The 25076-nt window shown below is 49.6% G+C and carries 39 protein-coding genes and 1 pseudogene; 28 read left to right on the top strand and 12 right to left on the bottom strand.

Annotated elements, in window-relative coordinates; all coding sequences use genetic code 11:
- Positions 1-113 precede the first annotated feature (113 nt).
- Positions 114-1288, bottom strand: a protein-coding gene (locus EBC_RS17790) for an IS3 family transposase (RefSeq protein ID WP_157868027.1) whose coding sequence is annotated in 2 segments (ribosomal slippage) — positions 114-1030 and positions 1030-1288 — 1176 coding nt in all. Because the reading frame shifts where the segments join, the coding sequence is not laid out codon by codon here.
- An 82-nt stretch (positions 1289-1370) separates the two neighbouring features.
- Between EBC_RS17790 and EBC_RS17780 the strand changes: the two genes are divergently transcribed.
- Positions 1371-2054, top strand: a complete 684-nt coding sequence (locus EBC_RS17780) for an SOS response-associated peptidase family protein (RefSeq protein WP_013203233.1) — start codon at positions 1371-1373, stop codon at positions 2052-2054.
- A gap of 585 nt (positions 2055-2639) precedes the next feature.
- Here EBC_RS17780 and EBC_RS17775 read toward each other — a convergent pair.
- The 4 genes from EBC_RS17775 to EBC_RS25985 are packed head-to-tail and all read right to left on the bottom strand — an operon-like array spanning position 2640 to position 4814.
- Positions 2640-3515, bottom strand: coding sequence for a RecT family recombinase (locus tag EBC_RS17775; RefSeq protein ID WP_013203231.1), 876 nt, complete (start codon positions 3513-3515; stop codon positions 2640-2642).
- Positions 3512-4330: a PD-(D/E)XK nuclease-like domain-containing protein gene (locus tag EBC_RS17770; protein ID WP_013203230.1), complete on the bottom strand. Its 819-nt coding sequence runs from the start codon at positions 4328-4330 to the stop codon at positions 3512-3514. Before EBC_RS17770 ends, EBC_RS17775 begins: the two co-directional genes overlap by 4 nt.
- The gene (locus EBC_RS17765) at positions 4330-4644 is read right to left on the bottom strand and encodes a hypothetical protein (RefSeq protein ID WP_013203229.1); all 315 of its coding nucleotides are present in this window, start codon (positions 4642-4644) and stop codon (positions 4330-4332) included. The genes EBC_RS17770 and EBC_RS17765 overlap by 1 nt, the downstream gene beginning before the upstream one ends.
- The gene (locus EBC_RS25985; protein ID WP_013203228.1) at positions 4641-4814 is read right to left on the bottom strand and encodes a hypothetical protein; all 174 of its coding nucleotides are present in this window, start codon (positions 4812-4814) and stop codon (positions 4641-4643) included. Before EBC_RS25985 ends, EBC_RS17765 begins: the two co-directional genes overlap by 4 nt.
- Positions 4815-4934: 120 nt before the next feature.
- On the opposite strand from EBC_RS25985, the gene iraP reads away from it, so the two are divergent.
- Positions 4935-5237, top strand: a complete 303-nt coding sequence (iraP, locus tag EBC_RS17760; protein WP_041692088.1) for an anti-adapter protein IraP — start codon at positions 4935-4937, stop codon at positions 5235-5237.
- 51 nt (positions 5238-5288) lie between these two features.
- Here the strand turns inward: iraP and EBC_RS17755 are convergent, their stop codons facing one another.
- From EBC_RS17755 to EBC_RS26195, 4 genes are all read right to left on the bottom strand, one after another.
- Complete coding sequence (locus EBC_RS17755; RefSeq protein ID WP_013203226.1) at positions 5289-6290, bottom strand: hypothetical protein; 1002 nt, start codon at positions 6288-6290, stop codon at positions 5289-5291.
- Positions 6291-6717: 427 nt separating this feature from the next.
- A complete protein-coding gene (locus EBC_RS17745; protein WP_041692086.1) occupies positions 6718-6936 on the bottom strand; it encodes a hypothetical protein in 219 nt (72 codons plus the stop codon).
- Positions 6937-7132: 196 nt separating this feature from the next.
- Entirely contained in the window at positions 7133-7711 is a 579-nt protein-coding gene (locus tag EBC_RS17740) for a hypothetical protein (protein WP_013203223.1), read from the bottom strand.
- A gap of 8 nt (positions 7712-7719) precedes the next feature.
- Positions 7720-8007, bottom strand: coding sequence for a transcriptional antitermination N peptide (locus EBC_RS26195; protein ID WP_013203222.1), 288 nt, complete (start codon positions 8005-8007; stop codon positions 7720-7722).
- 420 nt (positions 8008-8427) lie between these two features.
- Between EBC_RS26195 and EBC_RS17735 the strand changes: the two genes are divergently transcribed.
- Positions 8428-8637, top strand: coding sequence for a hypothetical protein (locus EBC_RS17735; RefSeq protein ID WP_041692085.1), 210 nt, complete (start codon positions 8428-8430; stop codon positions 8635-8637).
- A gap of 1078 nt (positions 8638-9715) precedes the next feature.
- Here the strand turns inward: EBC_RS17735 and EBC_RS17725 are convergent.
- From EBC_RS17725 to EBC_RS17715, 3 genes are all read right to left on the bottom strand, one after another.
- The gene (locus EBC_RS17725) at positions 9716-10039 is read right to left on the bottom strand and encodes a DUF3024 domain-containing protein (protein ID WP_013203220.1); all 324 of its coding nucleotides are present in this window, start codon (positions 10037-10039) and stop codon (positions 9716-9718) included.
- 676 nt (positions 10040-10715) lie between these two features.
- A complete protein-coding gene (locus EBC_RS17720; RefSeq protein ID WP_013203219.1) occupies positions 10716-10937 on the bottom strand; it encodes a hypothetical protein in 222 nt (73 codons plus the stop codon).
- A gap of 62 nt (positions 10938-10999) precedes the next feature.
- Complete coding sequence (locus EBC_RS17715) at positions 11000-11659, bottom strand: LexA family protein (protein ID WP_041692083.1); 660 nt, start codon at positions 11657-11659, stop codon at positions 11000-11002.
- Positions 11660-11767: 108 nt separating this feature from the next.
- Here EBC_RS17715 and EBC_RS17710 point away from each other — a divergent pair, with 108 nt between their 5' ends.
- The 25 genes and pseudogenes from EBC_RS17710 (at position 11768) to EBC_RS17600 (ending at position 25032) form a co-directional block, all read left to right on the top strand.
- Positions 11768-11986, top strand: a complete 219-nt coding sequence (locus tag EBC_RS17710; RefSeq protein WP_041692082.1) for a helix-turn-helix transcriptional regulator — start codon at positions 11768-11770, stop codon at positions 11984-11986.
- 121 nt (positions 11987-12107) lie between these two features.
- Positions 12108-12446 (top strand): hypothetical protein, encoded by a 339-nt coding sequence (locus EBC_RS17705; protein ID WP_013203216.1) that lies wholly within the window; start codon positions 12108-12110, stop codon positions 12444-12446.
- A 33-nt stretch (positions 12447-12479) separates the two neighbouring features.
- Positions 12480-13313, top strand: coding sequence for a ParB/RepB/Spo0J family partition protein (locus EBC_RS17700; protein WP_013203215.1), 834 nt, complete (start codon positions 12480-12482; stop codon positions 13311-13313).
- Positions 13310-14257 carry a hypothetical protein gene (locus EBC_RS26305; protein WP_013203214.1) on the top strand — a complete coding sequence of 316 codons (948 nt, stop codon included), beginning with the start codon at positions 13310-13312 and terminating at the stop codon, positions 14255-14257. The genes EBC_RS17700 and EBC_RS26305 overlap by 4 nt, the downstream gene beginning before the upstream one ends.
- Positions 14254-14958 carry a replication protein P gene (locus tag EBC_RS17685; protein ID WP_013203213.1) on the top strand — a complete coding sequence of 235 codons (705 nt, stop codon included), beginning with the start codon at positions 14254-14256 and terminating at the stop codon, positions 14956-14958. Before EBC_RS26305 ends, EBC_RS17685 begins: the two co-directional genes overlap by 4 nt.
- A gap of 499 nt (positions 14959-15457) precedes the next feature.
- Positions 15458-15889, top strand: a complete 432-nt coding sequence (locus tag EBC_RS17675) for a recombination protein NinB (protein WP_013203212.1) — start codon at positions 15458-15460, stop codon at positions 15887-15889.
- Positions 15886-16257 (top strand): hypothetical protein, encoded by a 372-nt coding sequence (locus EBC_RS17670; protein ID WP_041692080.1) that lies wholly within the window; start codon positions 15886-15888, stop codon positions 16255-16257. The genes EBC_RS17675 and EBC_RS17670 overlap by 4 nt, the downstream gene beginning before the upstream one ends.
- Positions 16254-16460 (top strand): protein ninH, encoded by a 207-nt coding sequence (locus tag EBC_RS17665; RefSeq protein ID WP_013203211.1) that lies wholly within the window; start codon positions 16254-16256, stop codon positions 16458-16460. Before EBC_RS17670 ends, EBC_RS17665 begins: the two co-directional genes overlap by 4 nt.
- On the top strand, positions 16453-16659 hold the full coding sequence (locus EBC_RS17660; protein ID WP_013203210.1) for a hypothetical protein: 207 nt from the start codon (positions 16453-16455) through the stop codon (positions 16657-16659). Before EBC_RS17665 ends, EBC_RS17660 begins: the two co-directional genes overlap by 8 nt.
- Positions 16644-16820 (top strand): protein NinF, encoded by a 177-nt coding sequence (locus EBC_RS26350; protein WP_081461041.1) that lies wholly within the window; start codon positions 16644-16646, stop codon positions 16818-16820. Before EBC_RS17660 ends, EBC_RS26350 begins: the two co-directional genes overlap by 16 nt.
- Entirely contained in the window at positions 16786-17364 is a 579-nt protein-coding gene (locus EBC_RS17655; protein WP_013203209.1) for a recombination protein NinG, read from the top strand. Before EBC_RS26350 ends, EBC_RS17655 begins: the two co-directional genes overlap by 35 nt.
- Positions 17361-17984, top strand: a complete 624-nt coding sequence (locus EBC_RS17650; RefSeq protein ID WP_013203208.1) for a hypothetical protein — start codon at positions 17361-17363, stop codon at positions 17982-17984. The genes EBC_RS17655 and EBC_RS17650 overlap by 4 nt, the downstream gene beginning before the upstream one ends.
- Positions 17985-18545: 561 nt before the next feature.
- Positions 18546-18899, top strand: coding sequence for a phage holin, lambda family (locus tag EBC_RS17645; RefSeq protein WP_013203207.1), 354 nt, complete (start codon positions 18546-18548; stop codon positions 18897-18899).
- A complete protein-coding gene (locus tag EBC_RS17640; RefSeq protein WP_041692078.1) occupies positions 18883-19320 on the top strand; it encodes a lysozyme in 438 nt (145 codons plus the stop codon). Before EBC_RS17645 ends, EBC_RS17640 begins: the two co-directional genes overlap by 17 nt.
- Positions 19317-19751, top strand: coding sequence for a coiled-coil domain-containing protein (locus tag EBC_RS17635; RefSeq protein ID WP_013203205.1), 435 nt, complete (start codon positions 19317-19319; stop codon positions 19749-19751). The genes EBC_RS17640 and EBC_RS17635 overlap by 4 nt, the downstream gene beginning before the upstream one ends.
- Positions 19633-19899 carry an Rz1-like lysis system protein LysC gene (lysC, locus tag EBC_RS26410; protein ID WP_456236302.1) on the top strand — a complete coding sequence of 89 codons (267 nt, stop codon included), beginning with the start codon at positions 19633-19635 and terminating at the stop codon, positions 19897-19899. Before EBC_RS17635 ends, lysC begins: the two co-directional genes overlap by 119 nt.
- A 99-nt stretch (positions 19900-19998) precedes the next feature.
- Positions 19999-20160 (top strand): YnfU family zinc-binding protein, encoded by a 162-nt coding sequence (locus tag EBC_RS26190; RefSeq protein WP_256372243.1) that lies wholly within the window; start codon positions 19999-20001, stop codon positions 20158-20160.
- Positions 20161-20166: 6 nt separating this feature from the next.
- A complete protein-coding gene (locus tag EBC_RS17630) occupies positions 20167-20376 on the top strand; it encodes a helix-turn-helix domain-containing protein (protein WP_013203203.1) in 210 nt (69 codons plus the stop codon).
- Positions 20377-20455: 79 nt separating this feature from the next.
- Positions 20456-20569, top strand: a pseudogene (locus EBC_RS25195) (lysis system i-spanin subunit Rz); the annotation flags it as partial.
- A gap of 120 nt (positions 20570-20689) precedes the next feature.
- Entirely contained in the window at positions 20690-20824 is a 135-nt protein-coding gene (locus EBC_RS26265; protein WP_269446432.1) for a hypothetical protein, read from the top strand.
- A 145-nt stretch (positions 20825-20969) separates the two neighbouring features.
- Positions 20970-21263, top strand: a complete 294-nt coding sequence (locus tag EBC_RS17620; RefSeq protein ID WP_041692076.1) for a hypothetical protein — start codon at positions 20970-20972, stop codon at positions 21261-21263.
- 62 nt (positions 21264-21325) lie between these two features.
- Positions 21326-21529: a hypothetical protein gene (locus tag EBC_RS17615; RefSeq protein ID WP_013203201.1), complete on the top strand. Its 204-nt coding sequence runs from the start codon at positions 21326-21328 to the stop codon at positions 21527-21529.
- A 3-nt stretch (positions 21530-21532) separates the two neighbouring features.
- Positions 21533-22135: a hypothetical protein gene (locus EBC_RS17610; protein ID WP_013203200.1), complete on the top strand. Its 603-nt coding sequence runs from the start codon at positions 21533-21535 to the stop codon at positions 22133-22135.
- Positions 22135-23619, top strand: coding sequence for a terminase (locus EBC_RS17605; protein WP_013203199.1), 1485 nt, complete (start codon positions 22135-22137; stop codon positions 23617-23619). The genes EBC_RS17610 and EBC_RS17605 overlap by 1 nt, the downstream gene beginning before the upstream one ends.
- A gap of 12 nt (positions 23620-23631) precedes the next feature.
- Positions 23632-25032, top strand: coding sequence for a DUF4055 domain-containing protein (locus EBC_RS17600; RefSeq protein WP_013203198.1), 1401 nt, complete (start codon positions 23632-23634; stop codon positions 25030-25032).
- Positions 25033-25076: the final 44 nt, after the last annotated feature.

Below are 25076 nucleotides of genomic sequence, written 5' to 3'. Positions count from 1 at the left end.
AGACTTATTAGCTAGCTAACATAGAATCTCATAACCAGGATATCTGTAAACAGTTGAGCTCTCAAGCTGAACAAATGGCCTGCCTGCACTATCTTTAAGCAGGAGTGTAGCGGTCAACAAAAACTGGCCACAGCTTTAGAGTTTTTCCAGAACAATCGTTCTGATTCATTCGGCGTCAAACCACCATTATATTGATGAGGTCTGAGCTGGCTGTAATATCCTGTGATGTAATTCGTTATTGCCGTGCTGGCTTCGCTAAAATTCGCGTAGCCATTATCCGGTACCCACTCTGTTTTCAGGCTTCTGAAGAATCGTTCCATTGGGCTGTTATCCCAGCAATTTCCCCGGCGACTCAGGCTTTGCTTTATCTGATATCTCCACAGTAACTGCCTGAAATTCCTGCTGGTATAGTGGCTGCCTTGGTCCGAGTGATACAGTAAATTAGCCGGCTTTCCTCGCGCTTCCCAGGCCATGGACAGCGCTTTAGCTGTCAGTGCAGAATCCGGGAAAAATGACATCGCCCAGCCAACCGGTTTACGGGAAAACAAATCGAGTACAACAGCCAGATAAGCCCAGCGTTTTCCCGTCCAGATATAAGTCACATCACCGCACCAGGCCTGATTAGGCTCGGTAACAGCAAACTGGCGATCCAGATAATTAGGGATCTCAATGTGCTCCTTAGACGCCTTCTTATAACGATGGCCAGGTTGCTGACAGCTGATAATATTGAGCGCTTTCATTAGCTTTGTTGCCCGCCAGCGGCTCAGTTTTATACCTTTGGTGGTGACCATCGCGGCAATGCTTCGCGCTCCTGCTGAGCCGTTACTTTCGCGATAAACTTCACGCACAAGGCTCAGTAATGCCACTCTCGTGGCGTCAGGCTTCCTGGGCTGCCGCCAGTATTTATAACTGCTGCGATGAACCCCAAACACGTTGCACACAACGGCAACAGGAAACCGCGCCCTGAATTTCTCAACTAATGAGAATTGTTCAGGGAGTCTGACATCAAGAGCGCGGTAGCCTTTTTTAATATATCCCTTTCCATTTCAACGCGTTGAAGTCTTTTCTTTAGCTCGCGTATTTCAATCTGCTCAGGTGTCATGGGTGAAGCAGTGGGTGATTTTCCCGCTCGCTCTTCTTTCAGTTGTCGAACCCATTTGTCCATTGTGGATTTGCCGACGTTCATTGCCGTAGCAGCGGCGGCAACGGTGTAATGCTGATCGAGTACAAGCTGGGCAGCTTCGAGGCGAAACTCGGGGCTAAAATTGCGTCTGTTACGTCCGGTCATAATGTCACCTGTTTTGACTATGAGGTGATGATATCACCTCTATTCAGGTGGCCAAATTCAGTGTGCCACTACAGAGGTGCCTATGTGCGGACGATTCACGCAGTACAGAACACGCGAAGAATACCTGAAAGAGTTTGCCGACGAAGTAGAGCGGGAGATTGCTTACGACCCTGACCCGATCGGCCGGTATAACGTGGCGCCCGGCACCAATGTCCTGCTGCTAAATCAGCGTGATGACTCCCTTCATCTTGATCCGGTTCACTGGGGCTATGGGCCCGAGTGGTGGGACAAAGCCCCGCTGATTAATGCCAGGGTAGAGACCGCAGCCACCGGGCGCATGTTCAAGCCGCTGTGGAACAACGGTCGCGCTATCGTAATGGCCGACGGATGGTATGAGTGGAAGCGTGACGGCAGCAAGAAGCAGCCTTACTTCATCTACCACAAATCCGGTAAACCCATCTTCTTCGCTGCGATCGGCAAAGCTCCCTACGATAAGCAGAACGAGAATGAGGGCTTTGTGATTGTCACCGCCGCCAGCGATAAAGGTTTGGTCGATATCCATGACCGCCGGCCGCTGGTTCTGAGCACATCCGCTGTGCTGGACTGGCTCAATCCCGATACCAGTTCTGAAGAGGCTAAGGACATAGCCAAAGAGCAATCCATACCATCAGATGATTTCACCTGGCACCCGGTATCGAAGTCAGTGGGCAGCGTGAAGCATCAGGGAAGTGAGTTGGTTGAGGAGATTGATGATCCTGTTTTATAAAAAACCCGCTGGAGCCAGGTCGCTTGGAAGCATATTTGAAATTACAGGCAGTCTTTTACGACATCATTCCTATTAGATGAAACGGTGTATCCCATACCGAACGTCTTATAGAATTTCACTCGAGAGCCGTCCTTTTCTGACAATATGTCTGCAAACAGACTGTCTTTCCATGTAAATACAGTTACCCTCCCACCCGAGCGCTCAGTATGAGTTGTATTGTCTCTCTCCAGCATCACCCGGGTATTCGTCCATCCTTCATAGATACATTCGGAGAGATTATCAGGAGATTTTCCGCTCGTGCCAGAAAATACAGGAGTATCACGCCTTGCCTCATTGGGCGTTGACATGCAAGCAGTAAGAAAAAGCGGCAAAAGCAAAACCAGTATCCGTGATGAGATCAATTTATCTTCCTCTCGATCATCTTATATCTTGTGGAATTAGTAATGCATTTTTACCGCCTTACCTCGCCACACTCAAGCTGAAAAAATGGCCTATGCTCGATGATCCGCTTCTTCACCTGCTCACAGGCTGCTCTTGTTTTATTGCTTCGTAATGAGGGCCAGGCGCAACCAGCCCGGAGATTAGTTACGCTGCTTCGGTGAGTTCATCCCGGCGAATGCTGTAGACGTCAGTAGCCAAATCCAACTTTTCCGTGTCATTGGCGAGATGCTTAGCGGCGTATCTATAGATACGATCCAGTTCCTTGGCATCAGTCGCCTTGCTGGCTGCTTCAGTAAAGGCTGCAAGGAGTTCATCTGGCGTGCGTTCAGCCGACTGCTGGGCCGCGGTTTCTTCAGTGGCGGGCTTCTGGTTGATCAGGTGGTTCAAATCCTGCCGGGTGCGTGCCGGGGTTACATCGCGCTCAATACGCTCTTTTTGCTCAAACTCGTCCGGGGTGTAAACTCCGAGAATGACGTCCGGGCAGTAGAGGCGCGCCCAGTATTTCACGGCCAGATATGCCATCTGCTGCTTTGGCGCTGTCTTCCATAGCGGTGAGTTGCGGGTGGTGATGAATTCCAGGAACAGCCATTCGCCCCAGGTGATTTCCGTTTCACCGCGAAGCACAGCACCCACGCGAATGCACAAACCTTTCTCATTAGCGGCATTGGCTGCACCCGGCTTAAAGGCATCCCAGTTGCCGCCATACTCGTATTTGAAGCGACCCTGAACGGCAGTAGAGCTGGTCACTACCGCATTAACCAACTGGGCTTCATATCCCAGCGTGCCGTTCACCAGATGAGTTTTCTGCGCCACAGCGAACGGGTTCATACCCCACTGAGCAGCCTGTAATGCCACCGCGAGGCAGTCAGCCGGCTTCCCGGCCAGATGTGCCGGCACTGTCGTTTTACCTTCTGCCATGACCGCGGCAAATGCCTGAAGCTTTTGCAGACCTGACGGGCTGAAGATGGCTGCTTTCGTATCGGCCTCGTTAGCCGGGGCGTGGATGATTTCGTTGCTCATGAGTAATCCTTTTTCTTCGCCCAGGCTGGGCGGGTGATTTCTTCGATGCCGCCCCAGTTATCGGTAGTCCGGCATTCGTGATAAGTGTTCAGGCTGGTACGGAAGAGGTTGTAACCATCCTCGGTATCATCAGGCTGAATCTGGAAGGTGCGAACCGGATAGCGGCCGCAGTCGATGGTTTCGCTGACGCAAAGGAAAATAAACATTGGGTATTCGCCAAAGTGGCGTAGATAACCTTCGCGATACATTGCTTCCTGCATGTGATACCGGAACTCAGCCAGATGACGGGGGAAGCGATCCATATCCGCCACCTTTTTGACGTCAACGATTACCGGCTGGCCTGTCAGGAACTTGTCCGGCCTGATGCGACATAGCTCAGTGGTTTCATCATCTGTCCAGTAGATTGAACCCTCGCATTGTCCTTCAGCTTCAAGCAGCCATCTGGCCGCCGGATGCGCCAGCGCACTCTCGCGCATCAGTTTCAGTTTCCTGCCTTGTTCCGCATCCATGACTGTCATGCCGCTGCCTTCACAATCCCTTAGAAAGCGAGCTTCTTCTTCCTTGCCTGCGGTTGTGCGGCGGTTGAATTCCGGCGCCACGATGAATCGCTTGTCGAACTCCAGCGGCTCCAGCAAAAGGCAGTGCAGGGCGGTACCCATATCAAGTGCCGTAAGCTTTTCGGTATCCACTGGCGCTTCCTTGCGCCATTTGTAGATGGCCGGGTTAGTTGCAATGTCATCCAGCTGAGATTTACTAACACCCGCGCCTGAGTGGTAATCCTCGTTGCTGATATCGAGGTACATTCCCGGTTCCATCAGGCCACCTCACGATACGAGTGCTTGCCCTTCCAGATTGACTCAGCCAGGCGCTGCTCTTCGTTTTTGGTCACGTAATCCCAAAGGAATTTATGCGCCATATCCTGCGCGTCAGAGCCATCCTGAGCCCTTCCAACCATTTCCATATCGTCGCCTTGCTTGGAGAAGAACACCGTCATAGCGGCTTCCACAGGGTTGTGTTTGAGAGGTTCAACAATCCGCTCGACCATCTCCCGCACCTGTTCATTCTCAACATCACCAAATCCTTTGATGATGGTTTCGATTTCCTGCCTGTCTTTGAATGTGAGCCTCATGGCTTACCCTCCGAGCGCAGAAACTCAACCAACTTATCCAGCCAGCTCTTACGGGGCGGGGGAGTGAAGCTGGCACTGGTCAGGATGTTTTTAGGGTGAAACTGAATTGATTTAAACGCATCAAAATAAGGGCGAGCCACGACGGCATCGCCCGCGATTGCATATGACATCGTGGGTTCCTTTTTTGTTTATGTGAAAATTTCAACTGAAATGACTGAATTAAGACTCCGGGACAATTAATGCCGTAGCTTTTTTGTTAAGGTCATTTTTTGAGTAAATAGGAGATGCGCATGAGAAATCTGATGATTGGAATACTAATGAAGATGTCTAAAATGGATGAAAAGGCTAAAGAGTTAACAGCTCAGGTCGAAGCCCAGTCCCTATTGCTTGGTGTATTAACGCTTACGCAGGGTAAAAATGGGGGCGTAAAATCAATGAATGGAGATGTCGATAAAGCGTTCATTTCCGCATTAAAATCGTCCGAAAGCTTTCTTTCCTCAGACGTTGATTTAGTTATGAAGTACTACAAACAACTCATTTCTATTACCCGATATGTTGAGAGCAGTAATGACAATGATTTTACTGAGAATTAACGACAAAATTTAATTTCAAATATTGGTTTATCAGGTAGTTGTAAAACTGAATCAGTAGGTAATCCGAATGGCGCTAACGGTGCCCTTAGCGATAGCTGTAATGCAGGCCTTGGCGCAGTCTTCCGGTACGCCAGCGGCAACCAGATCGGCCAGTGCTTTTTTGTTCACTGTCTTGCGGTGCTCAATATCAGCAGCGCGGGAGGCGGCCCCATCGGCAATGCGTTTTTCTTCAGCCAGGCGAATGGCTTCTTTCTGCTCGGCTTCCCGCTTAATGCGATTGGCATCCTGCCGAGCCTTTAGTTGTTCTGCTTCGATAGCTTGCTGCTTTTCCCTCTCAGCCTTTTCCTTTGCCTCTTTAGCTTCACGCTCCGCACGTTCCTGTGCTTCGATACGGTTACGCTCTGCCTGCTCAGCAGCTGCCTTTAAATCGGCCTCACGCTTGGCTGCTGCTTCACGTTCCTGCTGTGCTTTCTGCTCGGCATCAATGCGTTCCTGCTCGATAGCCTGCCGCTTAATCTCTTCCTCACGGGCAACGCGCTGGCGTTCTGCTTCGGCTTTTGCTTCAGCTGCGTCACGGTCGAATTTGTCATTAAGCAGAAGGGCGATTTCGTGATCTGATTCGAACTGCTTTTTCAGCGCTTCAGCGGCGGCCAGCTCTTCAGCTGCGATGCGCTGGCGCTCTTCCTCAGCGGCCTTTTCAGCCGCAATCCTTTCCTGCTCAGCTTCCCACTCAGTCAGTGGCTGGCGAGTGGCATCGCGCAACTCGTCACAAGCATCAACGAACCGCTTAATTTCCGCCTCAGCAGGCTTTACAGCTTCCTTAAGTCGCTTCAGATACTCACGACCCGGCTTTTCAATGGCCGTCTTGCTACGTGATACCTGAGCTGCCAGTGAAGCTACCCGAGCGCGGCCCTTTGCAGTGGTCAGGTCAGGGACTTCATTCACAGCCTGCTTAATCTGCTCAATGTACTGATCGAGACCATTCGGCACATAAACCGCCGGCGCCTGCTCTGGCTTAATTTCGAGTACTGCGATATCCGTTGTTTCGCTCATATTCCTCTCCTGTGGGCATAAAAAAGGCCTCCGGAGAGGCCAAGCTGAACAATAACGGCCAACGCCACCTTGTCTAAAGCGCGTTGGTTGATGACTGGGCGCCATCGTCAAGCGGTCACTTATAACCGCTTTGCGATATCAATCAGTCGTGGAGATGATTTCAAATAGAGCGATTTGTTTTGTTCGGTATGGGCCATAATTGCATATGTAATTGTCTTCACTTTCAGGCCCATCTCCATACAAGTCCGGATCAGAAAGAGGCGTAAACCTTGACGCCTCACGGTCGTTATCACTGGCAAAAAAGCCCAGCGTAAAGCGGTATATTTCAAGATTGAATGTGAGAACCTCAGTCCCATACCAGTTGTCATCCCGTACAATCCTTATCTTGTCTCCAGACTTTGGCTCCATAAATGCCCCCTTTTTGCGTTTATAATCCACAAGGATCGCTGATTACTTGCCACCCTTCTTTCTGCCAATCTTCCCCGCGATACCATCCAGCCATGGGGCAACCATCCTCGGCGAAGATGCTTCCATTTCGCATTTCAAAGAACTCATCAGAAGTGAAATATTGGTTTCTGACGAGCTGACCCTTTTCCATTGCATTAATTGCCTCACTCCACGACAGGTTCGCTACTTTTCCGCTCATCCTTCCACCTCTCAAACTGGTCTTTGTTCATCTGCTGGCTGATTACCTTGCCTGCAAATACCCCTTTCCCTTCTGTTAAATCAGCACGCCAATGACAGCCACAGGCCATCTGTGTGACGCGCCATTTACCGTCTTTGCGGTCGACTATCATGGTGTGCTCCGAAATTCAGGCATAAAAAAAGCCGCTCTAGGCGACTTATTGTTTGTTCTCGATGGCTGTTCGACTGTTGTGTTGGGCTGTGGCCACGACCATTTCAGCAAACTTATTGGCTACATTCTCACGAATGCCAGCATTGACAGCTTCGGTAATTTGGCGATCGATGTCCTTATTTATCCCCTTCAGCTTCTGCTGAACAACATCCTGAACACGCTTTCCAGTGAGCCAGTTGATGAGTCGCGTGTTGCCGCTGTAGTTGTCTGAAAAATCGCCATTGTCATTAACCTTTTTCTCCATCAGGCCATCAAATGTGCGCTTAATCAGGTCGGTTATTGTCAGACAATCCTGTGTGTCACCCCACTTATCAGTGATGGTCACTTCCTTTTCAAGCCAGTCATCAGCGAACTTAATTGCCTTTTCCTGAATGGCTAACTTCGCCGCGCCAATTGACTCTTGAATAGCAGCATTGATTTGCGCTGAAGCCTCTTTCTCAACCTTAGCCAGGCAATCGCGGGAGATTGCATTTTTCACGCCGCTGATGATTTCATGTTTGACTTCGGCGTCCATGTCGCCATCTTGGCCAAGCCACTCAAGGTCTACCGTGATGTTCAGTTTCATAATCTTTCCTATTTAATAATGTGATAAGGGTTAACTGGCTTTCCGCGGTGACCGGCTTGATACAACGCCACATCACCCATGCAGATACTCCCTGCACCTGGCTCAGGCTTACTACGCACTCCAGGTGCTGTTACTGCTCTGAATACCGAGCTGCTGCATCCTGTAACCGCCTCAGCAAAGTTACGCGCCAGCGACTTATCGAAAGTCCGGTCTGCAACCTTCGTTGCTCTGCGTGCTTTGTAGCGGCTTTTAGCTGTGCCTTGCGGCTTAGGTTCTTTCCAGATGATGGTTGCCATGATTGACCTCCGGGTTAGATGATTTTGGTGATTGGATGGCCGGTGCTGATTTCCGGCATAAGGAGCTTATTCGTCGGCGTCGAACTTGCTTATTCGCTTGAGCCATCCTCGTGAGTCAGCCACGTCCCACTGCGCATCAGCCTGCGCATTCATCCAATCCCAAAAGCATCTTATTCTGGCCCCGCCGATTAGAGCGGAGAGCAAATTGTTAAAGTGACTGCGTTCCCTGTCGTACTGCTTCAGCGTCCTGCTGTGGGATTAAATATACAAAACGTATCCATACATTGCAATACGATATGTATACTAATTTCATGTTGTATACGTTATGTGATGATTTTTAAGGTTTTTAAAATTTCAATCTCGCCAAAAAAACGCCGCAGAGATATGCTGATTTAGTCGATTTGTAAGCGGGGGCGTCGTATGGATATGAGCGAAGAACGTCTAGAGATGCTGGTTTATGCTATGGGTAGGGCTGTTATGGAGCTTTCGCTGGCTGATGCATGCATTAACCCACACTCAATAGCAGACAAGCTGGAGCAGTATCGGCATGAGCGCGGGAACGTCATCGGTAAAGGAGTAAACAGAGATGCAGCTGAGATAGTTCGGTGCGGGAGCAGGGCGATGAAGTGACGGCAAAAAATAGCCCGCTTTGGCGACGGGCTGAATATTTGTGGTGCACAGGAATGTCTTATGAGGTTAACGATGGATATCGTTAATGTAATGATAGTAGTACCAATCTAATATGCAAATTACAGGCAAAAAAATCCCGCCATACTGGGCGGGAGAATCGGTGTTGGGATACTTCTCTGTTACCAGGCGCTCTTCGGCACCACAAGCAGTATAGCTGAATTTCAGGCAAAAAAATCCCGGCACTAAGGCCGGAAAATGATCGAAGCTCTTGAACCACACATACGTAATCCGCATGTGTAGAATCTTCAGGCTACTATTCAATAGCAGCACTGGCTCCAGGCATGTTCTTAGGTTGTCAAAGTTAGGATGGTTCTGATGCGGAAATGTTTTGGGGCCGCCAGGCGAAAAAAAACCGACACAATTGTCGGCTCCTGAAGGCCAGAAGAGCAAAGAAATTCGCGTACAAAGAATCACGCTCGCGCAAGATACCAGCTTGTTCATCGGTGGAAAGCTAGCAATTTTCATCGTGACGATTAAGCAAAAAAATGATCAGTAAAGAGGCAAAAAAAATCCCGACCATCATGGCCGGGAGATAAAGTGCATCAAAAACATTCTGGGTTCCGCTAGTGCCCTCACTACAGCCCGACAGAGAAAACTATAGTGATCTACCGGTAGTTAAGTTATCGGTTGCGCCTGTCAAACCTTGAGGAGTATTTTCGGGTTGGTGAGGGGGGTTATGCAAAGTGCAAAAAAAATGCCCGCACAGAGGCGGGCTGAAAATTCGTTAAGCGTTAAATTTAGCCGTTGTGTGATAGGCGTCAAATAGAATGCACAAAAAAACCGGCGCAGTGGCCGGGAAAAAGAACAATATTTACACTCGTACTACATACGGTAACCATCCCATGTGTAGTTTAGGAATTTTACCATAGTGGTTCGACCACTACTGTCAGGATTGCGTAATGCTGTGAACTTAGCTTTAATCTCTGGCTGGTTGGAGTTAGTGCGGAAGATGTAGCGGGTGTAAGTTAGCAGGCAAATGAAGCTACAGGCACAAAACACCCGGCGAGGTGGGCCTACCCTAACCGAAGAAGCACTCTCTGGCATCTGTTCCAATCATCCTCAACGCTGCCTCAAGCGTTCTAGCAACGTCATAGGGTCTCCAGTTGGCTCTGCTGTCTGTGCGATAAACCATCCAGACGTCTTTAGTGCGAACGTAAACAATTTTGGCAAAGGAATATTTATTACCTAATGATGGCCTGATCTCTATAAGCTCGACAGTTTGTCCGGCGATAGCATAGGTGATATCAACCAGTGATCGTATTGAGACCGGCGGGCGATGAAGCTCAACAAACTGCTCGACTATTTTTTTGGTTCGGTAACGTTCAAGGTCATTGAATACCATTTCTCCTCCTCAGAGATACTCTCTCGTTGGGTGCTCATTCCTAAGCGACTAACTCCTAACCACCCCTGGCGGAGTGATTACCGCATCCTTACGTTTACTCTCCATATCAATCAGCCCCCCCGGCACTGATCGATTCTTAATTCTTCCACATGCCCTGTGAGCAAATCCCACCGTACTCCCCTGGTGTAGGGTTCTGGCTGAGCACATCTTCCGCCAAATCAGAACCACGGTAGAGGCTTTAAATCTATTATTATCAGGAAGACAGCAATTATCACAGCCAGCACTTCACACGACGGGACTATCAGATTTTTCATGACTTCCTCACGACTAAAGTTCTTCGTTCCGAGCGCTGGGGTTAGCTGAACGTTTCTTCCGGCCTTAAACACGCGTTAAGAACGCAACAACGAAAACGACAATTACTGCGAGAATCAACAGCGGCATGATGAATCTATTCATATTCTCTCCTCGCCCGGATGTCTGATCGCCCCCAACATCTACTGTGAGTAAATTCCACCATGCTCCCTTGTCGTAGGGTCTGGATGAACTTCTGGCTCCAGCTTAAGCGTAAATACCCTTGAGCCACAGGAAGGCCAGGGTAACTGAAACTATCGAGACATATGCAGTAAGCAGGGCATTCTTCACTAGCAGGTCCTGGGCTTTAATCGCCTTTTAGCCATCAATCTCGGTCAGGGGGGCTATAACGATGTTTAGCTTCGCGTTCATGTTTGAAATAATCTTCACCACAATCCGCCGAGCAAAACGCGGAGTTGGGTACTACAGGTTCTTCCTTGCACCAAATGCACATGCCATTAGGGCTTTTTAGTCCTGGCTTTCTGGCTGACATGGCCGCTATTATGAGGGCTTCCTCACGTTCCTGTGCTAAGTCTGCTTCATCCATACAAACTCCTTTTTAGCTTAAGTTAATTGTAAATTTACCGAACGTCTCTTCCTGCCACTGGCCTAAACCAGCCGCAGCTTTGTCTCTACACCCACACCGATGATCTTGCAGTTGCCGTTAATGGGAATAAGTGGCCAGGCTGGGTTCAGCCCCTTTAGGTATGTCTGATTACCATCGATGATCAGCTTCTTGAATGTTGCTTCATTATCATCTACTAACTTAGCGATAACCAGATTCCCGTTAGCTGCCTCCCGCCCTGTATCGAAGAGGACGAAAGTTCCCTCTGGGATGCTCAGGCCTGCAGGCGCAGTCATGGAGTCACCCTCAACCTCAAGCCAGAAAGCATCACCCTGAATATGTGCGTCAGACTCAAGCCAGAGATCGATATCCTTCAAAGTATAGACTTCGCAAGCCTCTGCCCATGCCCCTGCCTGAACCTTGCTAAGGACCGGATACTTTTTGCCTTTGGTATATGGGCCAGCAATGGAAACATTGCTTATCGAACCAGATGGAGCAATCGTCCCATCCGAGTTAACGGTAAACTCCTTCATTCCAAGTAACCTTAGAATCTTGGCTATGTCCTCGATGCTTGGCTCCCGCCTGGCATTTAGCCAATGGCTTACCGCACCCTTGGTAATTCCAAGATGCTCAGCGAGTGTCTCTTGCGTTATTTCCATTTCCTTCATGCGGGACTTGGCCACGTCATACCATTTCATATTCATGCCCTGATTATACAATCTGTATAACTTCAATCGAGACACAAAATGTATAACTAGCTTGCTTGCTAAGGATACAATACGTATACTCTATTTAAGCTAATGGAGGTTCATATGAACAATTTGCGACTTTACCGCGAGCGAGTGGGATTGACCCAAACGCAGTTAGCGGAAATTGCCGGATACACGCCAGGTGCTATCGGTCACTGGGAAACAGGCCGCAGAGGAATGGATATCCAGCTTTGTCGCCAGTTTGTGAGCATTTTCAACAAACTTGGTGCAAATGCGGCACTTGATGATGTGTTCCCACCAGGTAACACGGCAGCAGCTTAAGTAACTAGCAATACCGCTCTTTAAATAATCAGGCCGCCAGCCTAACCGCAGGCACAAAACTAAGTGCCAAGCCCCACGGCTTGTTCACGTATCTAACTAATCAACACGGAGATAGTAAGAAATGGAACACGCAACATCACGCAAATCAGGAAGCATTGCGTTTATCGGTCGCCACCTGCTGGCCACCGCTCACCAGGCATTATCGAACACCCGTCAGTCAGTGGTTGCCAGGCTGCTTGAAGTAGCTGATTCGACCATCCTCAGAAGAACCGAAAAATACCCGGAAATCATGGAAACTCTCGCCGCCTGCGGTGTAGAGGATTTTGTTATGTCTGGAGAACGGAAAATGCCGTTGGAACATTACCGGCACCTGATCTGGATACAGCTGGAATATTCACGGCTGCAGCTGGAAATGACAAAAGAAAAAGCCCCGAGCTGCGCTAACAGCTTCGAGGCCTGATGCGAAAGACTGGATCAATTCACAGGGGTAATTATGTCATCACTTTCACAGTTATACAAATACAAAGACCAGAACGGCACTGAAACCACGGTACGAAAGACCTTCCTTGTTCCGCTGTCAGAAATCTATGTCGAGCCGGGATATAACGTCCGAGATATCGATCAGGTGCACGTTGAAGAATTCCGGGATGCATTCATTGCCGGTGAGTTTGTTCCGCCGCTGGCGGTTCAGGTCACTGAACAAGGCGTCAAAGTCATCGACGGCCATCACCGGTATTACGGCGCAAAGTTGGCTACTGATTCCGGCACCGAAATCCCCCGCCTGGAGTGCAAAGACTTTGTTGGCACGGAAGCCGATCGCATTGCCTTCATGGTTACAAGTTCGCAGGGTAAAGCACTGGCTCCCCTTGAGCGTGCAGCGGCTTATCTGCGCCTGAGCAACCAAGGATGGGAAACAGCTGAGATAGCGAAGAAGGTAAAACGCAGCATTGCGGATGTTGATCACCATCTTCAGCTGCTGGAGTGCGGCGACAGTCTGATTGAAATGGTCAGGGCAGGTGAGGTGGCGCCCACGACTGCGGTCGCTCTTTCCCGCCAGCACGGCACACACGCCGCCGCAGTCGCTGAGATTCAACTGGGTAAGGCCAAAGCATCTGGCAAGACCAAGCTTACCAAATCTGCGGCAATACCTCAGTTCAGCGCTCACAAGGCACGTCGACTTGCTGAATTGCTGGTTGATGCTGAGTTCGATGTTGATGGTGGTTTTCACCAACTAATCCTCTCTCAAGGCACCGTTGAAGAGATTAAACGCATCCTCGCTGAATACCGCTCTGGCATCAGCGACAACACAGGCCAGGAGAAATCATGAACCTCGCCTATTCCAACGTAACACCATTACGGCCTGACAAGGCCGCTGACAGACCGGAGGCAACCGGTAAGGGGTTTGCCTTGCTGCACAGAAAAATAATGGAACTGCCTTTCTACAGGACGGATTCTGACGCTGTTCACCTGTGGATTCACTTCATCCTCTCTGCCAACCATGCGCCTGGTCCGGTAGCTACCGAGTTTGGTGATCTGCTTTGCAGGAGAGGGGAGTTCATCACCGGGCGTCATACCCTGGCGCAGGAAACAGGCATTGACCCAAACCGGATTAAATATCTGCTACTGAAGTTCGAAAAATTGGGGATGATCAGCAAGGAATCGAACAAGAAATTTTCTAAGATTCTGGTCACAAAATACGACGATTATCAGCAAAAAGTTGTGCCAACAGATTGCCATCAAAGTGCCAACGCAATCCCGCTCACGGCAAGGGCTGGCGGGGAGGTTGTGCCAACAGATTGCCATCAAAGTGCCACAAACAATATAACATCTAATACTAACGTATTAGATTCTAGTCAGAGAATTTCCCCTCCTGCCGCCCAGCAAGAAAAACCTCAACGACCTGAAGCAGCCATTCAATCATCGAAAGGTGACAAGTGGGGGACTGCTGACGATCTGAAAGCGGCTGAGTGGATGTTCGATGTGGTGAAGGCAATCGAGCCTTCAGCAAGAAAGCCCGCCTTTGCAGGATGGGCAAATGACATCCGGCTGATGCGTGAGAAAGATGGCCGCGACCATCGCGACATGTGCAGCCTGTTCCGCTGGGCCAGCCAGGACAGTTTCTGGTGCGGCAATGTTCTGTGTCCTGCAAAGCTTCGTGAGAAGTGGTCGCAGCTGGCAATCAAACGCGACAAGGCGAAATCCGGTACCGGAACTGGCAAGCCTGTCCTGGACTTCAACAACACTGACTGGGCAGAGGGGTTACAGCTATGAGAAACCTGGTAACGGCCATCCAGAACCGTGATGGCAAATCACTTCAGCAGATGTACGCGCCTGAAAAGCTTGTCCAGCAGGTACCGGAGCAGGCGATCAAGATATTCAACGAACTGTTCCGGGAGCTTAAAGCGGCATTCCCCGCGCTGATGGCAACCATCAAAGAGCAGGATGACCTGAATGAGCTGCGCCGCCAGTGGGTGCTGTCCTTCGCTGAGAACGGCATAACCTGCATGGACCAGGTGAAGGCCGGGATGAAGATAGCCCGCCAGCAGGAAACACCGTTCCTCCCGTCGCCCGGCCAGTTTGTTGCCTGGTGCAATCAGGGCGAAGCAAGTCGTCATGGCCTGCCTGACTCTGACGAGCTTTACGACATGGTGATGACCTACAGCGCGCGGCGCGGTGATTTCTCTTCACCCGAAGCCTACCCGTGGCCAAACAACCCGGCCTACTGGATGGTGACAAAGCTCTATTCGGAAATGCGCTCGCTGAACCTGACCGATCCGGAGCTTCGCAAGCGCTGTGCCAAAGAGCTGAAAACTATGTCACGTAGGATTCAGGCTGGCGAACCCATCCCGGCACCGGTAGTGCAGATTCCAAAACTACACATTCCGGTCAGCAATGAGAGGGGCCTGGATAAAATCGCTGAGCTGCGAGAAAGATACGGTCTTCATAAAAGTGAAAATGAATATCAGAGATGAATGACATTTTAGTTAACAAAATTGAAGTTATTTTTCTTTGGGAAAGTTGATATGTTACCGGTAACGGCCTATGTTTTTTGTGGGTATGTTCACTTTCATTAAAGGAGTTGCTAATGAGGTTTAATTTAAAGTTACTTAAAATCATCGAGTTGTTGGTGTTGGCTCTCTTCGTCATCCTGATTGCGTACTTACTGATTACCGGGCTATCTTCCGCAGTGGGATTGGATAAAAGTTGGCCTTACCCACAAAGATGATGTATTTACACCAGGGAAATATAAGAATTATAACTATTTAAACAAAGATTCGAGGCTTTGTGATGCAATCAAATAAAGAGTCTCTTGAACAAGATCGCTCGAGTTTTCAAAAGCTCAGAAATTCCATTCTCTTACTTAGGGTATTGATAATCGAAAGACAAAGTTACCAAGTAATCAATGAGTTCATCAGCACCATTGATGCAGAGATAGCAAGCTTGCAGGAGCAAAACACCCGGAGGTAAACCGTGAAGCAAACATTCGTGTTGCGTGACAGCAACATCCGACAGCACATCATCAGCACCATCCAGCAGTTACCCGCCAATTTCTCCAAGCCATACCAAATCGTAATCCAGGAAGACACCAGAAGCCTCGCGCAAAACAGGATGCTGTGGTCATGCCTGAATGACGTATCACGTCAGGTCATCTGGTATGGGCGAAAGATGGACTCCGAAAGTTGGAAGCATGTTTTCAGCGCCAGCCTGAAGAAACAGGACACAGTACCAGGTATCGATGGGGGCTTTGTCGTGTTGGGCCAGTCAACAAGCAAAATGCGCGTCAGTGAAATGCGGGACCTGATAACCCTGATTCACGCATTCGGCGCAAACCACAATGTAACTTTCAGCGATGAATCAGCCCGTGCAGCAGAATGGGCTTCGCGCTTTGGAGATGCAGCATGACAGCACGCGACCGAATCAAAGAGTTTCTGACCGGCCGAACCGGACACGTATCAACCAGCATCATCCACGACCACATTGAATCACTTGGCTATAAGCGATGCAGCTCATGTGGTGCACTATCCAAGATGGTTGCCAGAGGCGAGGTTCTAATCGATGGGTATCACATTCACACCTTCGCGAAGCTTAATCCCGCCTACAAAGCGACAGAAGCCTCAGCGCGTCAGACGGCCAATCATTCTCACCTGGCTAAGACAATGGGGCGTGTGCCGGGCAAGCCAAAGCGTGAAAACGCGATATTCGATATGTGCCGGGAATACAGCAGCATTTATCGGTTAATTGATCGACAACTGCGCGGAGTCAGGGTATGAACGCACAACTCACCACGATACCTGAATTACTCACCCTCACACGCGGCAATCAAACTGAGGCTGCAAGGAAGATTAACTCTAACCGAGCAACCATCAGGAAGTATGCCCGTGACTTTAAGGCTACTCAGCACGCGATAGTTAATGGCGTGCTGATGGTCTATCGCGGTCAGTTAGGGCAGCACAAGAGGAATGGTCATGGCTAAATCATGGTTCCACCACTCAGACTGCACCACCGAAGAAGCCAACCTGTTAATCCTCAGCTACACCGCCCGCAACATCAAAACCGAAAAGAACCTCGCAGCCGACTACAAGTCCTGGACTGTTTCGGCATTGCTGCCAGAAACCAAATACGAACCGATCCCAAGCAAGCGCTGGGAACAGCCGATATGGAGCAGGGTATGAGTGAGCCATATGACAGGGTATGCGCGGAGTGTGGCCGCCCATTGAGCGAAGACGAAGCACACTGCTGTGACGATTGCGCTGCCTGGATGCTGGAAGACCCGAACGCCAACATAGCAGGAGGATACGATGGCAACAGTCATCAAGCCGCCGAAACCCCGTAAATGCAAATGCTGCGCCACCAAGTTCACACCCCGCAACAGCCTTCAGACCGTCTGCTCTCCCAAATGTGCAATCCAACTCGCTAACCAGCTAGCCGATCGCAAACAAAAGCGACAGGAGAAAGCTGAGCGTGCTGCATGGAACAAGCGCAAAGCCGATGTTAAACCGTTAAGCCACTGGATGAACATGACCCAGCGGGCATTCAACGACTACATCAGGGCGCGGGACGGGGAAGTCTGCATCAGTTGCGGCAGCACAACGGCGGTCAGCTATCACGCCGGGCATTATCGTTCTACTGCGGCGGCATCGCACCTGAGATTCAATGAGGACAATGTTTCATCACAATGCAGTGCGTGCAATACCCACCACTCCGGCAACATCGGGCCATACCGTATCAACCTCATAACGAAAATCGGCCTTCAGCGCGTCATAGCGCTCGAATCTGACAACAACCCTCACCGATACACCCGTGAAGAACTGGACTCGCTGCGTGCGAAATACAGGGCTTTGCTACGGGAAATAATTAAGCAAAGAGAGGCAGCATGAGAATAGAGCGTGACTATCAGCAAATCGTTCGTCTCGCTGGGGTACGTACTGCCGCTGACATGCGCAGGCTATTCGGAACCGGCTGGAAGACCATCAACCGATCGCAGCAGGCCTGGATTCGTAATCTCCTGACTGTATGGGGTGATCACCTTTCCGGTGATGAGTATGAGCGTGGCGAAATTAACGTGCTCGGCAGGCTCATGATGCGCTGTGAATGGAGTGAGCAGAAAGCAAGGCAGATAGAGAGGGTCGTCACAGAGCTTCACTGTGAAGGTTACAGAGGGGAAGAGTTACTCCGTAAAGCCCGTGACATCCTGGTCCCACAATCATCAGCCGGCAACATCATCGCTCTCGCCAAAGAATCAGATGATGCTGCCTTTATGGAATCGGTAATCGTGAAAACGTTTGGACGGGATAACCCGATCCGCTCTGTAGCCAGATTACGATACTGCAAATGCAAGAGCGCGCAAAACCTCGCTCAGTCGTTAATTTACTTCACTGGCGTAACACCGAAAGAAGCCCGAAATAGAATGGAATGGGCGCAGGATGTCCTTGAGGGAGAATTGTATTACGCTGTTAAGCGAGAAATGGAGAATGAATGTTCTGCATTAGCAGTCTAATGGCACAAATAGCTAAAGACATTGGGCAATAAACCGGACTAAATACAGATATGATTGGGAAGTAAAGCGAACTGAGCTGCAGCTTAGTTAGCATTCAGTTAAAAATCGCATATCTAACCCATTAAAATTAAATGCTCACTGAGAGTAATTAGGAAAAGCATTTCTTCATAAAAAGCTCTGGCTTACAGTCAGGGCTTCTTTATTTGTAATTTCCACAGTAACTACTAATATTAATAATGTAGTTATTCAATGCGCCGCCCAATCGATGGAATGAATCATAATCATAGATGATAAACAGGCGCACCAATTCTAAGGCTCCGCATATGCGGGGCCTTTTCTTTTTGTCCGCTTCAAAAAATCACTCTCTCATCTTTGTAAGCTGCACAGCACTTTTGAATGCAAAAAATCCGCACAGTGGCGGATTTTCGGCATTTGACTACACAGTGACAAGGCGGGGCTTTTTCTCTCGACAAGGTAAAGCATAGCCGGACTTGTTCAGTTCACAATGTATCTAATTCCTAAAATGGACAAGTCCCCTTTTCGGGGGTGGAAATGAATAGAATGCCAGATAAAGATCCGGGCTACTGGGCGAGCCTGATAGCCTGGCTTTATGCCCATAGAAATGAATCAGGATATGCCGCCTTGGCCGGTGCAATGGCTCTACTGCGAGCATCATACTTCGGTAAAGACACGTGGCCACGCCGTCTGATGGACGCAGCCATGTGCAGTATCTTTGCCTTCTTCGTCAAGCCAACCCTTCAGGTCGTTATCTCAATCTTCGGATGGAATATAGGTGACGATTTTGCCTGGGTTGCCGCCATTCTCATTGGCTTCATCGGAATCGACTACATCTCGTTCCGCTTCAGAAAGCTGACAGATAAAAAGTTTGGAGGCACTGATGAAGCTCAGCAATAACGGCGTTGCGTTTATCAAGCGTGAAGAGGGCGAGAAGCTAACTGCTTATGCTGACTCGGTAGGCGTCCTGACTATAGGTGTCGGCCACACAGGCGCGGTAAGTGGGAAGCCAATAACTCGCGGCATGACGATCACTCAGAATCAGTCGACGGCCTTACTGCTGAGTGACATTGCCTGGGTTGAATCATCCATCGGTAAATCGGTGAAAGTGCCACTCACCCAAAACCAGTATGACGCGCTCTGCAGCTTTGTTTTTAACGTGGGCAAGTCCGCCTTTGAGAATTCCACTCTGCTTAAGAAGCTAAATGCCAGCGATTACGCTGGTGCTGCCGATCAGTTGCTGCTGTGGAAACGAGCAGGAAACATCCCTGACCTGCTATTTCCACGCCGCAAGAGAGAAAGGGAACTATTCAAAACATGAACATCATCGCCGGACTCAGAAATTACTCGCACATCATCGTTATTGGACTCATCTGCGTGGCGCTGTGGGGGCTTAATGCCCGCAACTCTCAGCTAACCGCAACCAACGAGAGGCTGGAGAAGCTAACCAATAGCAAAGATGATCAGATTAACGATCTTCGTTCCAAAAATGATGACCTGGCATCCAGTGTGAAAGACCTGGTCACAGCAGTGAAACAACAGAATGCCGTCATGTCTCAGGTAACCGAGCAACGGGCAGTTACAGCACAGCAAAACAGGAAGCTCCAGAGTGAAATCAAACGTTACCTCGCGGATGACAAGTGCGCTGTTGCTCCTGTTCCCGCTGATGCTGTTGACAGGTTGCGGGACGCAGCAAAAGCCGCAAGTGGAGTACAGGACAATAAAGCAGCCAAACCTGCCGATCCCCGTTGACCTGACAAGCCCTATTGACGTGCCGCCAGTGCCGGAAGGCATTACGTTTGGTGACAGCGTGTCACTTAATGCTGAGCTATTTGGCCTGCTTGGTCAGTGCAACATTGACCGCGCTGGATTGCGCAAAATTGAATCTATCCGTGAGTGATTACGCAGGATGCACCAATACCGGATAAACATTATGGTTTGAGTAAAAAATAACCAGTGGTGGTATAGTTAGGCCCATTCACTTAAAAGGCCAAATCTGATGTCCTACTTTAACCAGGTAATGGACCAAATTGCTAAAATCACCTCTTACGCGACTTGCCCTGTATGCGGAGAAAAATCAAAACAGTCCATTAGCAAACAATCCCATGAAAAGATTATGCTTTGCCCGCATTGCAAATCACTTTTTGTCATCCATGGGTAAATCCTGATGAAAACACTACTACAGGTCTACTTTGGAAAGCGGGTTGCATTGCTGAGAAAAGACAAGCATCTGACTCAGGAAGCGCTGGCTGAAGCATGTGATTTAAACCGTACTTATCTCAGCGGCTTAGAGACAGGGAAAAGAAATCCTTCTCTGTCCACCATCAGTAAGCTTGCTAAAGCTTTAGGAATTCAGATGAAAGAAATATTCATCTAAGGGCTTCACGCCAAAATTTATGAAGCAACAAATTTATTAAAGCCGCCTCTGGCGGTTTTTTTTTGCTGAAAAATGCATTCGACTTACTGACACCGCTCAACGGGATTATTTCACCCTCAGAGAGCGAATCGAAGTTGCCGGAAAGCAAATAGCTGGATTGCAGGATTACATCAGTGAGCAGTGCCTGAAGTAGTACGCCACCCAATCACCAGGCTGCCTGACTAAAATCAGCCTTTGAAAATCACTCCGTTAGGCTTGGTATGAGATTACCTTCTATACTTTAAGATGTGTTTCAGACAAAAGTGGAGGATTCATGACAGAACGTCCAATTGAAGGCGATCATCCTGACTATGAGCCTAAGCCGGGAAGTACAAAGCCTGATCAAAAAGAAAATGATGCCGCTAAAGATGATCCACATAGCGCACCTGAATCAGGCGATAAAACCTGATTGAGACCTAACCGCCTACGGGCGGTTTTTTATTGCATCACAAGTAGCATTTGCAAGTACGACTGATGATGAATGATAAATTTTGCTTCACTAGGATTAATCCTAACGGTAGTGTGTAACCTCACTTTATGAAAAGGAGGTTATGATGTCTGAGTTAAATTTTGAGGCGATGGGCCGTTGTGAGCATTTGCGCAAAGAGATCACTGAATGCTTATCAAAAAGAGACATGCACGCACAGAGGGTTAGTTCTGCTACAAGAACAACAGGCTCCACCTTTATCAGTAATACTATTACCTCTATGGGCATCTCAAAAATTGAGAAGGCCATTGAAGAACTAAAGGAATATGAAACAAAACTTAGAGTCCTCGTTGATGAATATAACCAGTGGGCAGATAAAGCAGGGAAGCCAGCGATCACATTCATGAGCAATGCGAATTAGTTTTTTCGCATACTGTTAAATTTTAAGCCGCCTTCGGCGGTTTTTTATTGCCCGGAGAAACCATGGCTGACACCTACCGCATCACCGTAACCACTAAGTCAGGTGAAACCCACGAAGGCCTGATGAACCGATCACAGCCTGAGATGGTTAACGGCTTCATCGGTGTAGCCAAAGAAGACGGCTCGTGGGTTTACCTGGCGCCAGACGACGTGCTCAAGTTGGAGTACGTGCCGGAAGCTGAAACTGAAGAAAAAGCGAAGGAATAAATCATGGCATCACCTGACTGGGAGGCTATCGAATCGGCTTACCGGGCTGGCTTGATGTCTTTACGCGAAATCGCCTCTCAACACAGCATCAGTGAAGGGGCTATACGAAAAAGAGCAAAGCGTGATGACTGGTCGCGTGACCTTGCCGCAAAGGTCAAAGAGCGAGCTGATGATCTGGTACGCAAACAAGAGGTACGCAAGCAGGTACGCACTGAGAGCGCACTGTCAGAGCGCGTACTGATTGAAGCTACTGCAGAGGTCATTGCCAATGTCCGTATGGAGCATCGAGGCGACATCAAGCGGGCAAGGCAGATCACCAACGCTTTGTTTGATGAGCTTGGCGCTGAGTGTGCTGACATTGCTGCGCTGGAGAAGTTGGGCGAGTTGATGTTCAACCCTGACGATAAGGGGCAGGACCGTCTGAATGAGATTTATCAGAAGGTGATAAGCATGCCAGAGCGCGTGAAGTCAGTTAAGGCTCTGAGTGACGCGCTGAAGAACCTCATCGGACTTGAGCGGCAGGCATACGATATCGACGGTCCGGAAGGCGACAACTCTGTTAAGAAACTTTCTGACCTGATGGATTCATTGTCTCAGGGGGCGTAATGAAACCTGAGCACCTCAAATTGCTGGCTGACAAAGACTGGCGGCTGAACAACCTCTACTGGATAAACGACAAAGAAGGCAAGCCGGCACGCTTCAGGATGACACCTGAGCAGCGCGAGTACTTCGAGGGTATCCACACACGCAATATCATCCTCAAGGCTCGCCAGCTTGGATTCACGACTGAGGTCTGCATAATCCAGCTGGATGCGGCCTTGTTCGAGTCTGCCAAATGCGCCCTGATCGCCCACACGCTGAATGACGCCAAGCGCCTGTTCCGTGAAAAAGTGAAGTACGCATATGACAACTTGCCCGATGAGATTAAAGCGGCCAATCCGGCCAGCAATGACTCTGCAGGCGAGTTAGTTTTCAAGAAAGGCGGATCGCTATACGTCAGCACGTCATTCCGTGGCGGTACGCTGCGCTACCTGCATGTTTCCGAGTTCGGGAAGATATGCGCCAAGTATCCAGACAAAGCCCGTGAGATTGTCACTGGTGCGTTTGAGGCGGTATCGACCGGATGTTTTGCGACTATCGAAAGCACAGCTGAGGGTAGGGCTGGTTACTTCTTCGATTACTGCCAGACCGCCGAAAAGGCACTGTTGCAGGGTAAGAAACTCTCACCCCTCGACTGGAAGTTTTTCTTCTTCTCATGGTGGAAGAATCCCCAGTACGCAATTGACCCGGTAGAGGCGTTACCGCAGCGTTTGGTTGATTACTTCGACGAGATGGAAGCCAAGCACGGGGTCATTCTCAACGAGCGCCAGAAAGCCTGGTACTTCGCCAAAGAGAAAACGCTGGGCGACGATATGAAGCGGGAATATCCAACTATCCCCGCTGAAGCATTCCAGCAATCCGTTGAAGGTGCTTACTACGCCAAGCAGTTCCGCTGGCTCTATACCAACAAACGCATTGGCACCTTGCCTGATAATTCACATCTACCGGTTCACACGTTCTGGGATATTGGTGTGGGAGATTCAACGGCTATCTGGTTCGTGCGCGAGGTTGGTGAAGAGTTTCACGTCATCGACTACTACGAAAACTCCGGTGAAGGCTTGCGCCACTACATGAAGGTGCTGAAAGACCGTGGCTATGAATACGGTGAGCACTGGGGGCCGCACGATATCGAAAACCGCGAGTTCGGATCTGATGCCAAGTCTCGCAATCAACTTGCCAAAGAAGGCTACGAGATAGATGGGCACAAGTATTCAATGACCTTCAAGGTTGTGCCAAAGGTGGGCGTGGACACGGGTATTGAGTCTGTACGTGAAATTCTTCCTAAGTGTGTGTTTGATGAGGCCAAATGTTCGGAGGGCATCTCGCATCTTGAGGGCTACCGGAAAGAATGGGATGAGAAGCGAGGTTGCTGGAAAGATAAGCCGCTTCACGACTTCACTTCACATGGATCTGACGGATTCCGTTACTTTGCCGCAGCCAAGCACAACAAGAAAGTCCCCAAAACTACCGTTCGCCCATTTTCTGGATAACTGGATAAAACAATGACTAATGACGTTCGCAAGAGGTCAGCAAAAGTCGAGGCCATCGCCACTTGCTGGCCGATGATTACTGCCTTACTCGGCGGTACGTCTGCAATGCGCGATGCCGGAAAGGTTTATCTTCCTCAGTGGCCGAATGAGGACGAAGGCTTTTATAAAAATCGCCTGAAGTCAGCCACGCTATTCCCAGCCTTCTCCCGTACGATCGAGGTGCTTAGTGGAAAGCCGTTTTCCCGGCCGGTTACTTGGGATGAGAAGAAGGTGCCTGAGAGCATTCAAAAAATGTTCCCGGATATCGATATGCAGGGAACAAACCTGCACTCATTCCTTGCAAGCGTTTGTGAGGAGGCAATGGGGTACGGCCTGAGTGGGATTCTGGTTGAGCATCCACCCACTGAAGGAAACCTGACGGTAGCTGAGGAGAAGCGCCGTGGGCTAAGGCCTTACTTTGCCAAGATAGCCGGCAACAGCTTGCTGGACTTCGACTCAAAGCGGATTGATGGTCAGGAGACATTCACCATGCTCCGCTTCGTTGAAGTGGTGTCAGAACGTGATCCGCTAAATGAGTTTGCTGAGAAACAAATTGAGCAAGTCAGGGTGTTGAATATCGGCCGGTGGCGAACCTATCGTGAGAAGAAAAACGAGACGACTGGCGCCATAGAGTGGACATTGCATCAGGAGGGCACAACCAGCCTGCAGAAGATAACCTTCGTTCCGGTATATGGTGACCGACTGGGATTCATGCAGTCCAAGCCGCCAATGGCTGAACTGGCCTTCCTGAATGTTGAGCACTGGCAGTCTAAAAGCGACCAGCAGACAATCCTTCACGTTGCCCGCGTACCGGTCCTCTTCGGTAGAAAGTTGGGTGATGGGCCGATCACGGTAGGTGCCGCCTCAGCGATAGTTTCTGATGAAGAGGGCGCTGATCTTAAGTACGTCGAACATACCGGCAAGGCCATTGAAGCCGGCCGTGTTGATATCCTCGACCTTGAGGACAAGATGCGGCAAATCGGTGCTGAGCTACTTGTTGTGAAGCCTGGACGGCAAACGGTTGTTCAGACTGTGGCTGATAATGAGGCCGGTACATGTGCATTACAGCGCATAGTAGGTGACCTTACAGACGCTACAAATCTCGCACTCGAATATATGGCTGAGTGGATAGGCGAAAAGGAAGGCGGTTCTATCACAATCTTCCGTGACTTCGGCGCGGCCACACTAGCCGAAGCATCCGCTGAGTTGCTGATGGATATGAATGTCGCCGGAACGCTTTCAGATGAAACTCTGTTCTACGAGATGCAGCGGCGCGGCCTGATCAACAGCGATGTTAAATGGCTGGAGGAGAAAGGGCGCATTGCATCCCAGCCGCCGAAAGCCTCCAAAGTAAGCACAACTCTCACCGGCTAGCACCCCGCTGGTTGGACTGACTCAGGCTCACGTTAACGCGTGGG

Source organism: Erwinia billingiae Eb661, assembly GCF_000196615.1.
GTDB classification, from domain to species: domain Bacteria; phylum Pseudomonadota; class Gammaproteobacteria; order Enterobacterales; family Enterobacteriaceae; genus Erwinia; species Erwinia billingiae.
The sequence above is the reverse complement of the archived record's forward strand: the minus strand, read 5'-3'. Positions and strand labels throughout refer to the sequence as shown.

Bases quoted from the DNA above. Each gene is read 5' to 3' on its own strand.
- EBC_RS17780 (WP_013203233.1), top strand. From the start codon at position 1,371: ATGTGCGGACGATTCACGCAGTACAGAACACGCGAAGAATACCTGAAA.
- EBC_RS17775 (WP_013203231.1), bottom strand. From the start codon at position 3,515: ATGAGCAACGAAATCATCCACGCCCCGGCTAACGAGGCCGATACGAAA.
- EBC_RS17770 (WP_013203230.1), bottom strand. From the start codon at position 4,330: ATGGAACCGGGAATGTACCTCGATATCAGCAACGAGGATTACCACTCA.
- EBC_RS17765 (WP_013203229.1), bottom strand. From the start codon at position 4,644: ATGAGGCTCACATTCAAAGACAGGCAGGAAATCGAAACCATCATCAAA.
- EBC_RS25985 (WP_013203228.1), bottom strand. From the start codon at position 4,814: ATGTCATATGCAATCGCGGGCGATGCCGTCGTGGCTCGCCCTTATTTT.
- iraP (WP_041692088.1), top strand. From the start codon at position 4,935: ATGAGAAATCTGATGATTGGAATACTAATGAAGATGTCTAAAATGGAT.
- EBC_RS17755 (WP_013203226.1), bottom strand. From the start codon at position 6,290: ATGAGCGAAACAACGGATATCGCAGTACTCGAAATTAAGCCAGAGCAG.
- EBC_RS17745 (WP_041692086.1), bottom strand. From the start codon at position 6,936: ATGAGCGGAAAAGTAGCGAACCTGTCGTGGAGTGAGGCAATTAATGCA.
- EBC_RS17740 (WP_013203223.1), bottom strand. From the start codon at position 7,711: ATGAAACTGAACATCACGGTAGACCTTGAGTGGCTTGGCCAAGATGGC.
- EBC_RS26195 (WP_013203222.1), bottom strand. From the start codon at position 8,007: ATGGCAACCATCATCTGGAAAGAACCTAAGCCGCAAGGCACAGCTAAA.
- EBC_RS17735 (WP_041692085.1), top strand. From the start codon at position 8,428: ATGGATATGAGCGAAGAACGTCTAGAGATGCTGGTTTATGCTATGGGT.
- EBC_RS17725 (WP_013203220.1), bottom strand. From the start codon at position 10,039: ATGGTATTCAATGACCTTGAACGTTACCGAACCAAAAAAATAGTCGAG.
- EBC_RS17720 (WP_013203219.1), bottom strand. From the start codon at position 10,937: ATGGATGAAGCAGACTTAGCACAGGAACGTGAGGAAGCCCTCATAATA.
- EBC_RS17715 (WP_041692083.1), bottom strand. From the start codon at position 11,659: ATGAATATGAAATGGTATGACGTGGCCAAGTCCCGCATGAAGGAAATG.
- EBC_RS17710 (WP_041692082.1), top strand. From the start codon at position 11,768: ATGAACAATTTGCGACTTTACCGCGAGCGAGTGGGATTGACCCAAACG.
- EBC_RS17705 (WP_013203216.1), top strand. From the start codon at position 12,108: ATGGAACACGCAACATCACGCAAATCAGGAAGCATTGCGTTTATCGGT.
- EBC_RS17700 (WP_013203215.1), top strand. From the start codon at position 12,480: ATGTCATCACTTTCACAGTTATACAAATACAAAGACCAGAACGGCACT.
- EBC_RS26305 (WP_013203214.1), top strand. From the start codon at position 13,310: ATGAACCTCGCCTATTCCAACGTAACACCATTACGGCCTGACAAGGCC.
- EBC_RS17685 (WP_013203213.1), top strand. From the start codon at position 14,254: ATGAGAAACCTGGTAACGGCCATCCAGAACCGTGATGGCAAATCACTT.
- EBC_RS17670 (WP_041692080.1), top strand. From the start codon at position 15,886: ATGACAGCACGCGACCGAATCAAAGAGTTTCTGACCGGCCGAACCGGA.
- EBC_RS17665 (WP_013203211.1), top strand. From the start codon at position 16,254: ATGAACGCACAACTCACCACGATACCTGAATTACTCACCCTCACACGC.
- EBC_RS17660 (WP_013203210.1), top strand. From the start codon at position 16,453: ATGGCTAAATCATGGTTCCACCACTCAGACTGCACCACCGAAGAAGCC.
- EBC_RS26350 (WP_081461041.1), top strand. From the start codon at position 16,644: ATGGAGCAGGGTATGAGTGAGCCATATGACAGGGTATGCGCGGAGTGT.
- EBC_RS17655 (WP_013203209.1), top strand. From the start codon at position 16,786: ATGGCAACAGTCATCAAGCCGCCGAAACCCCGTAAATGCAAATGCTGC.
- EBC_RS17650 (WP_013203208.1), top strand. From the start codon at position 17,361: ATGAGAATAGAGCGTGACTATCAGCAAATCGTTCGTCTCGCTGGGGTA.
- EBC_RS17645 (WP_013203207.1), top strand. From the start codon at position 18,546: ATGCCAGATAAAGATCCGGGCTACTGGGCGAGCCTGATAGCCTGGCTT.
- EBC_RS17640 (WP_041692078.1), top strand. From the start codon at position 18,883: ATGAAGCTCAGCAATAACGGCGTTGCGTTTATCAAGCGTGAAGAGGGC.
- EBC_RS17635 (WP_013203205.1), top strand. From the start codon at position 19,317: ATGAACATCATCGCCGGACTCAGAAATTACTCGCACATCATCGTTATT.
- lysC (WP_456236302.1), top strand. From the start codon at position 19,633: ATGACAAGTGCGCTGTTGCTCCTGTTCCCGCTGATGCTGTTGACAGGT.
- EBC_RS26190 (WP_256372243.1), top strand. From the start codon at position 19,999: ATGTCCTACTTTAACCAGGTAATGGACCAAATTGCTAAAATCACCTCT.
- EBC_RS17630 (WP_013203203.1), top strand. From the start codon at position 20,167: ATGAAAACACTACTACAGGTCTACTTTGGAAAGCGGGTTGCATTGCTG.
- EBC_RS26265 (WP_269446432.1), top strand. From the start codon at position 20,690: ATGACAGAACGTCCAATTGAAGGCGATCATCCTGACTATGAGCCTAAG.
- EBC_RS17620 (WP_041692076.1), top strand. From the start codon at position 20,970: ATGTCTGAGTTAAATTTTGAGGCGATGGGCCGTTGTGAGCATTTGCGC.
- EBC_RS17615 (WP_013203201.1), top strand. From the start codon at position 21,326: ATGGCTGACACCTACCGCATCACCGTAACCACTAAGTCAGGTGAAACC.
- EBC_RS17610 (WP_013203200.1), top strand. From the start codon at position 21,533: ATGGCATCACCTGACTGGGAGGCTATCGAATCGGCTTACCGGGCTGGC.
- EBC_RS17605 (WP_013203199.1), top strand. From the start codon at position 22,135: ATGAAACCTGAGCACCTCAAATTGCTGGCTGACAAAGACTGGCGGCTG.
- EBC_RS17600 (WP_013203198.1), top strand. From the start codon at position 23,632: ATGACTAATGACGTTCGCAAGAGGTCAGCAAAAGTCGAGGCCATCGCC.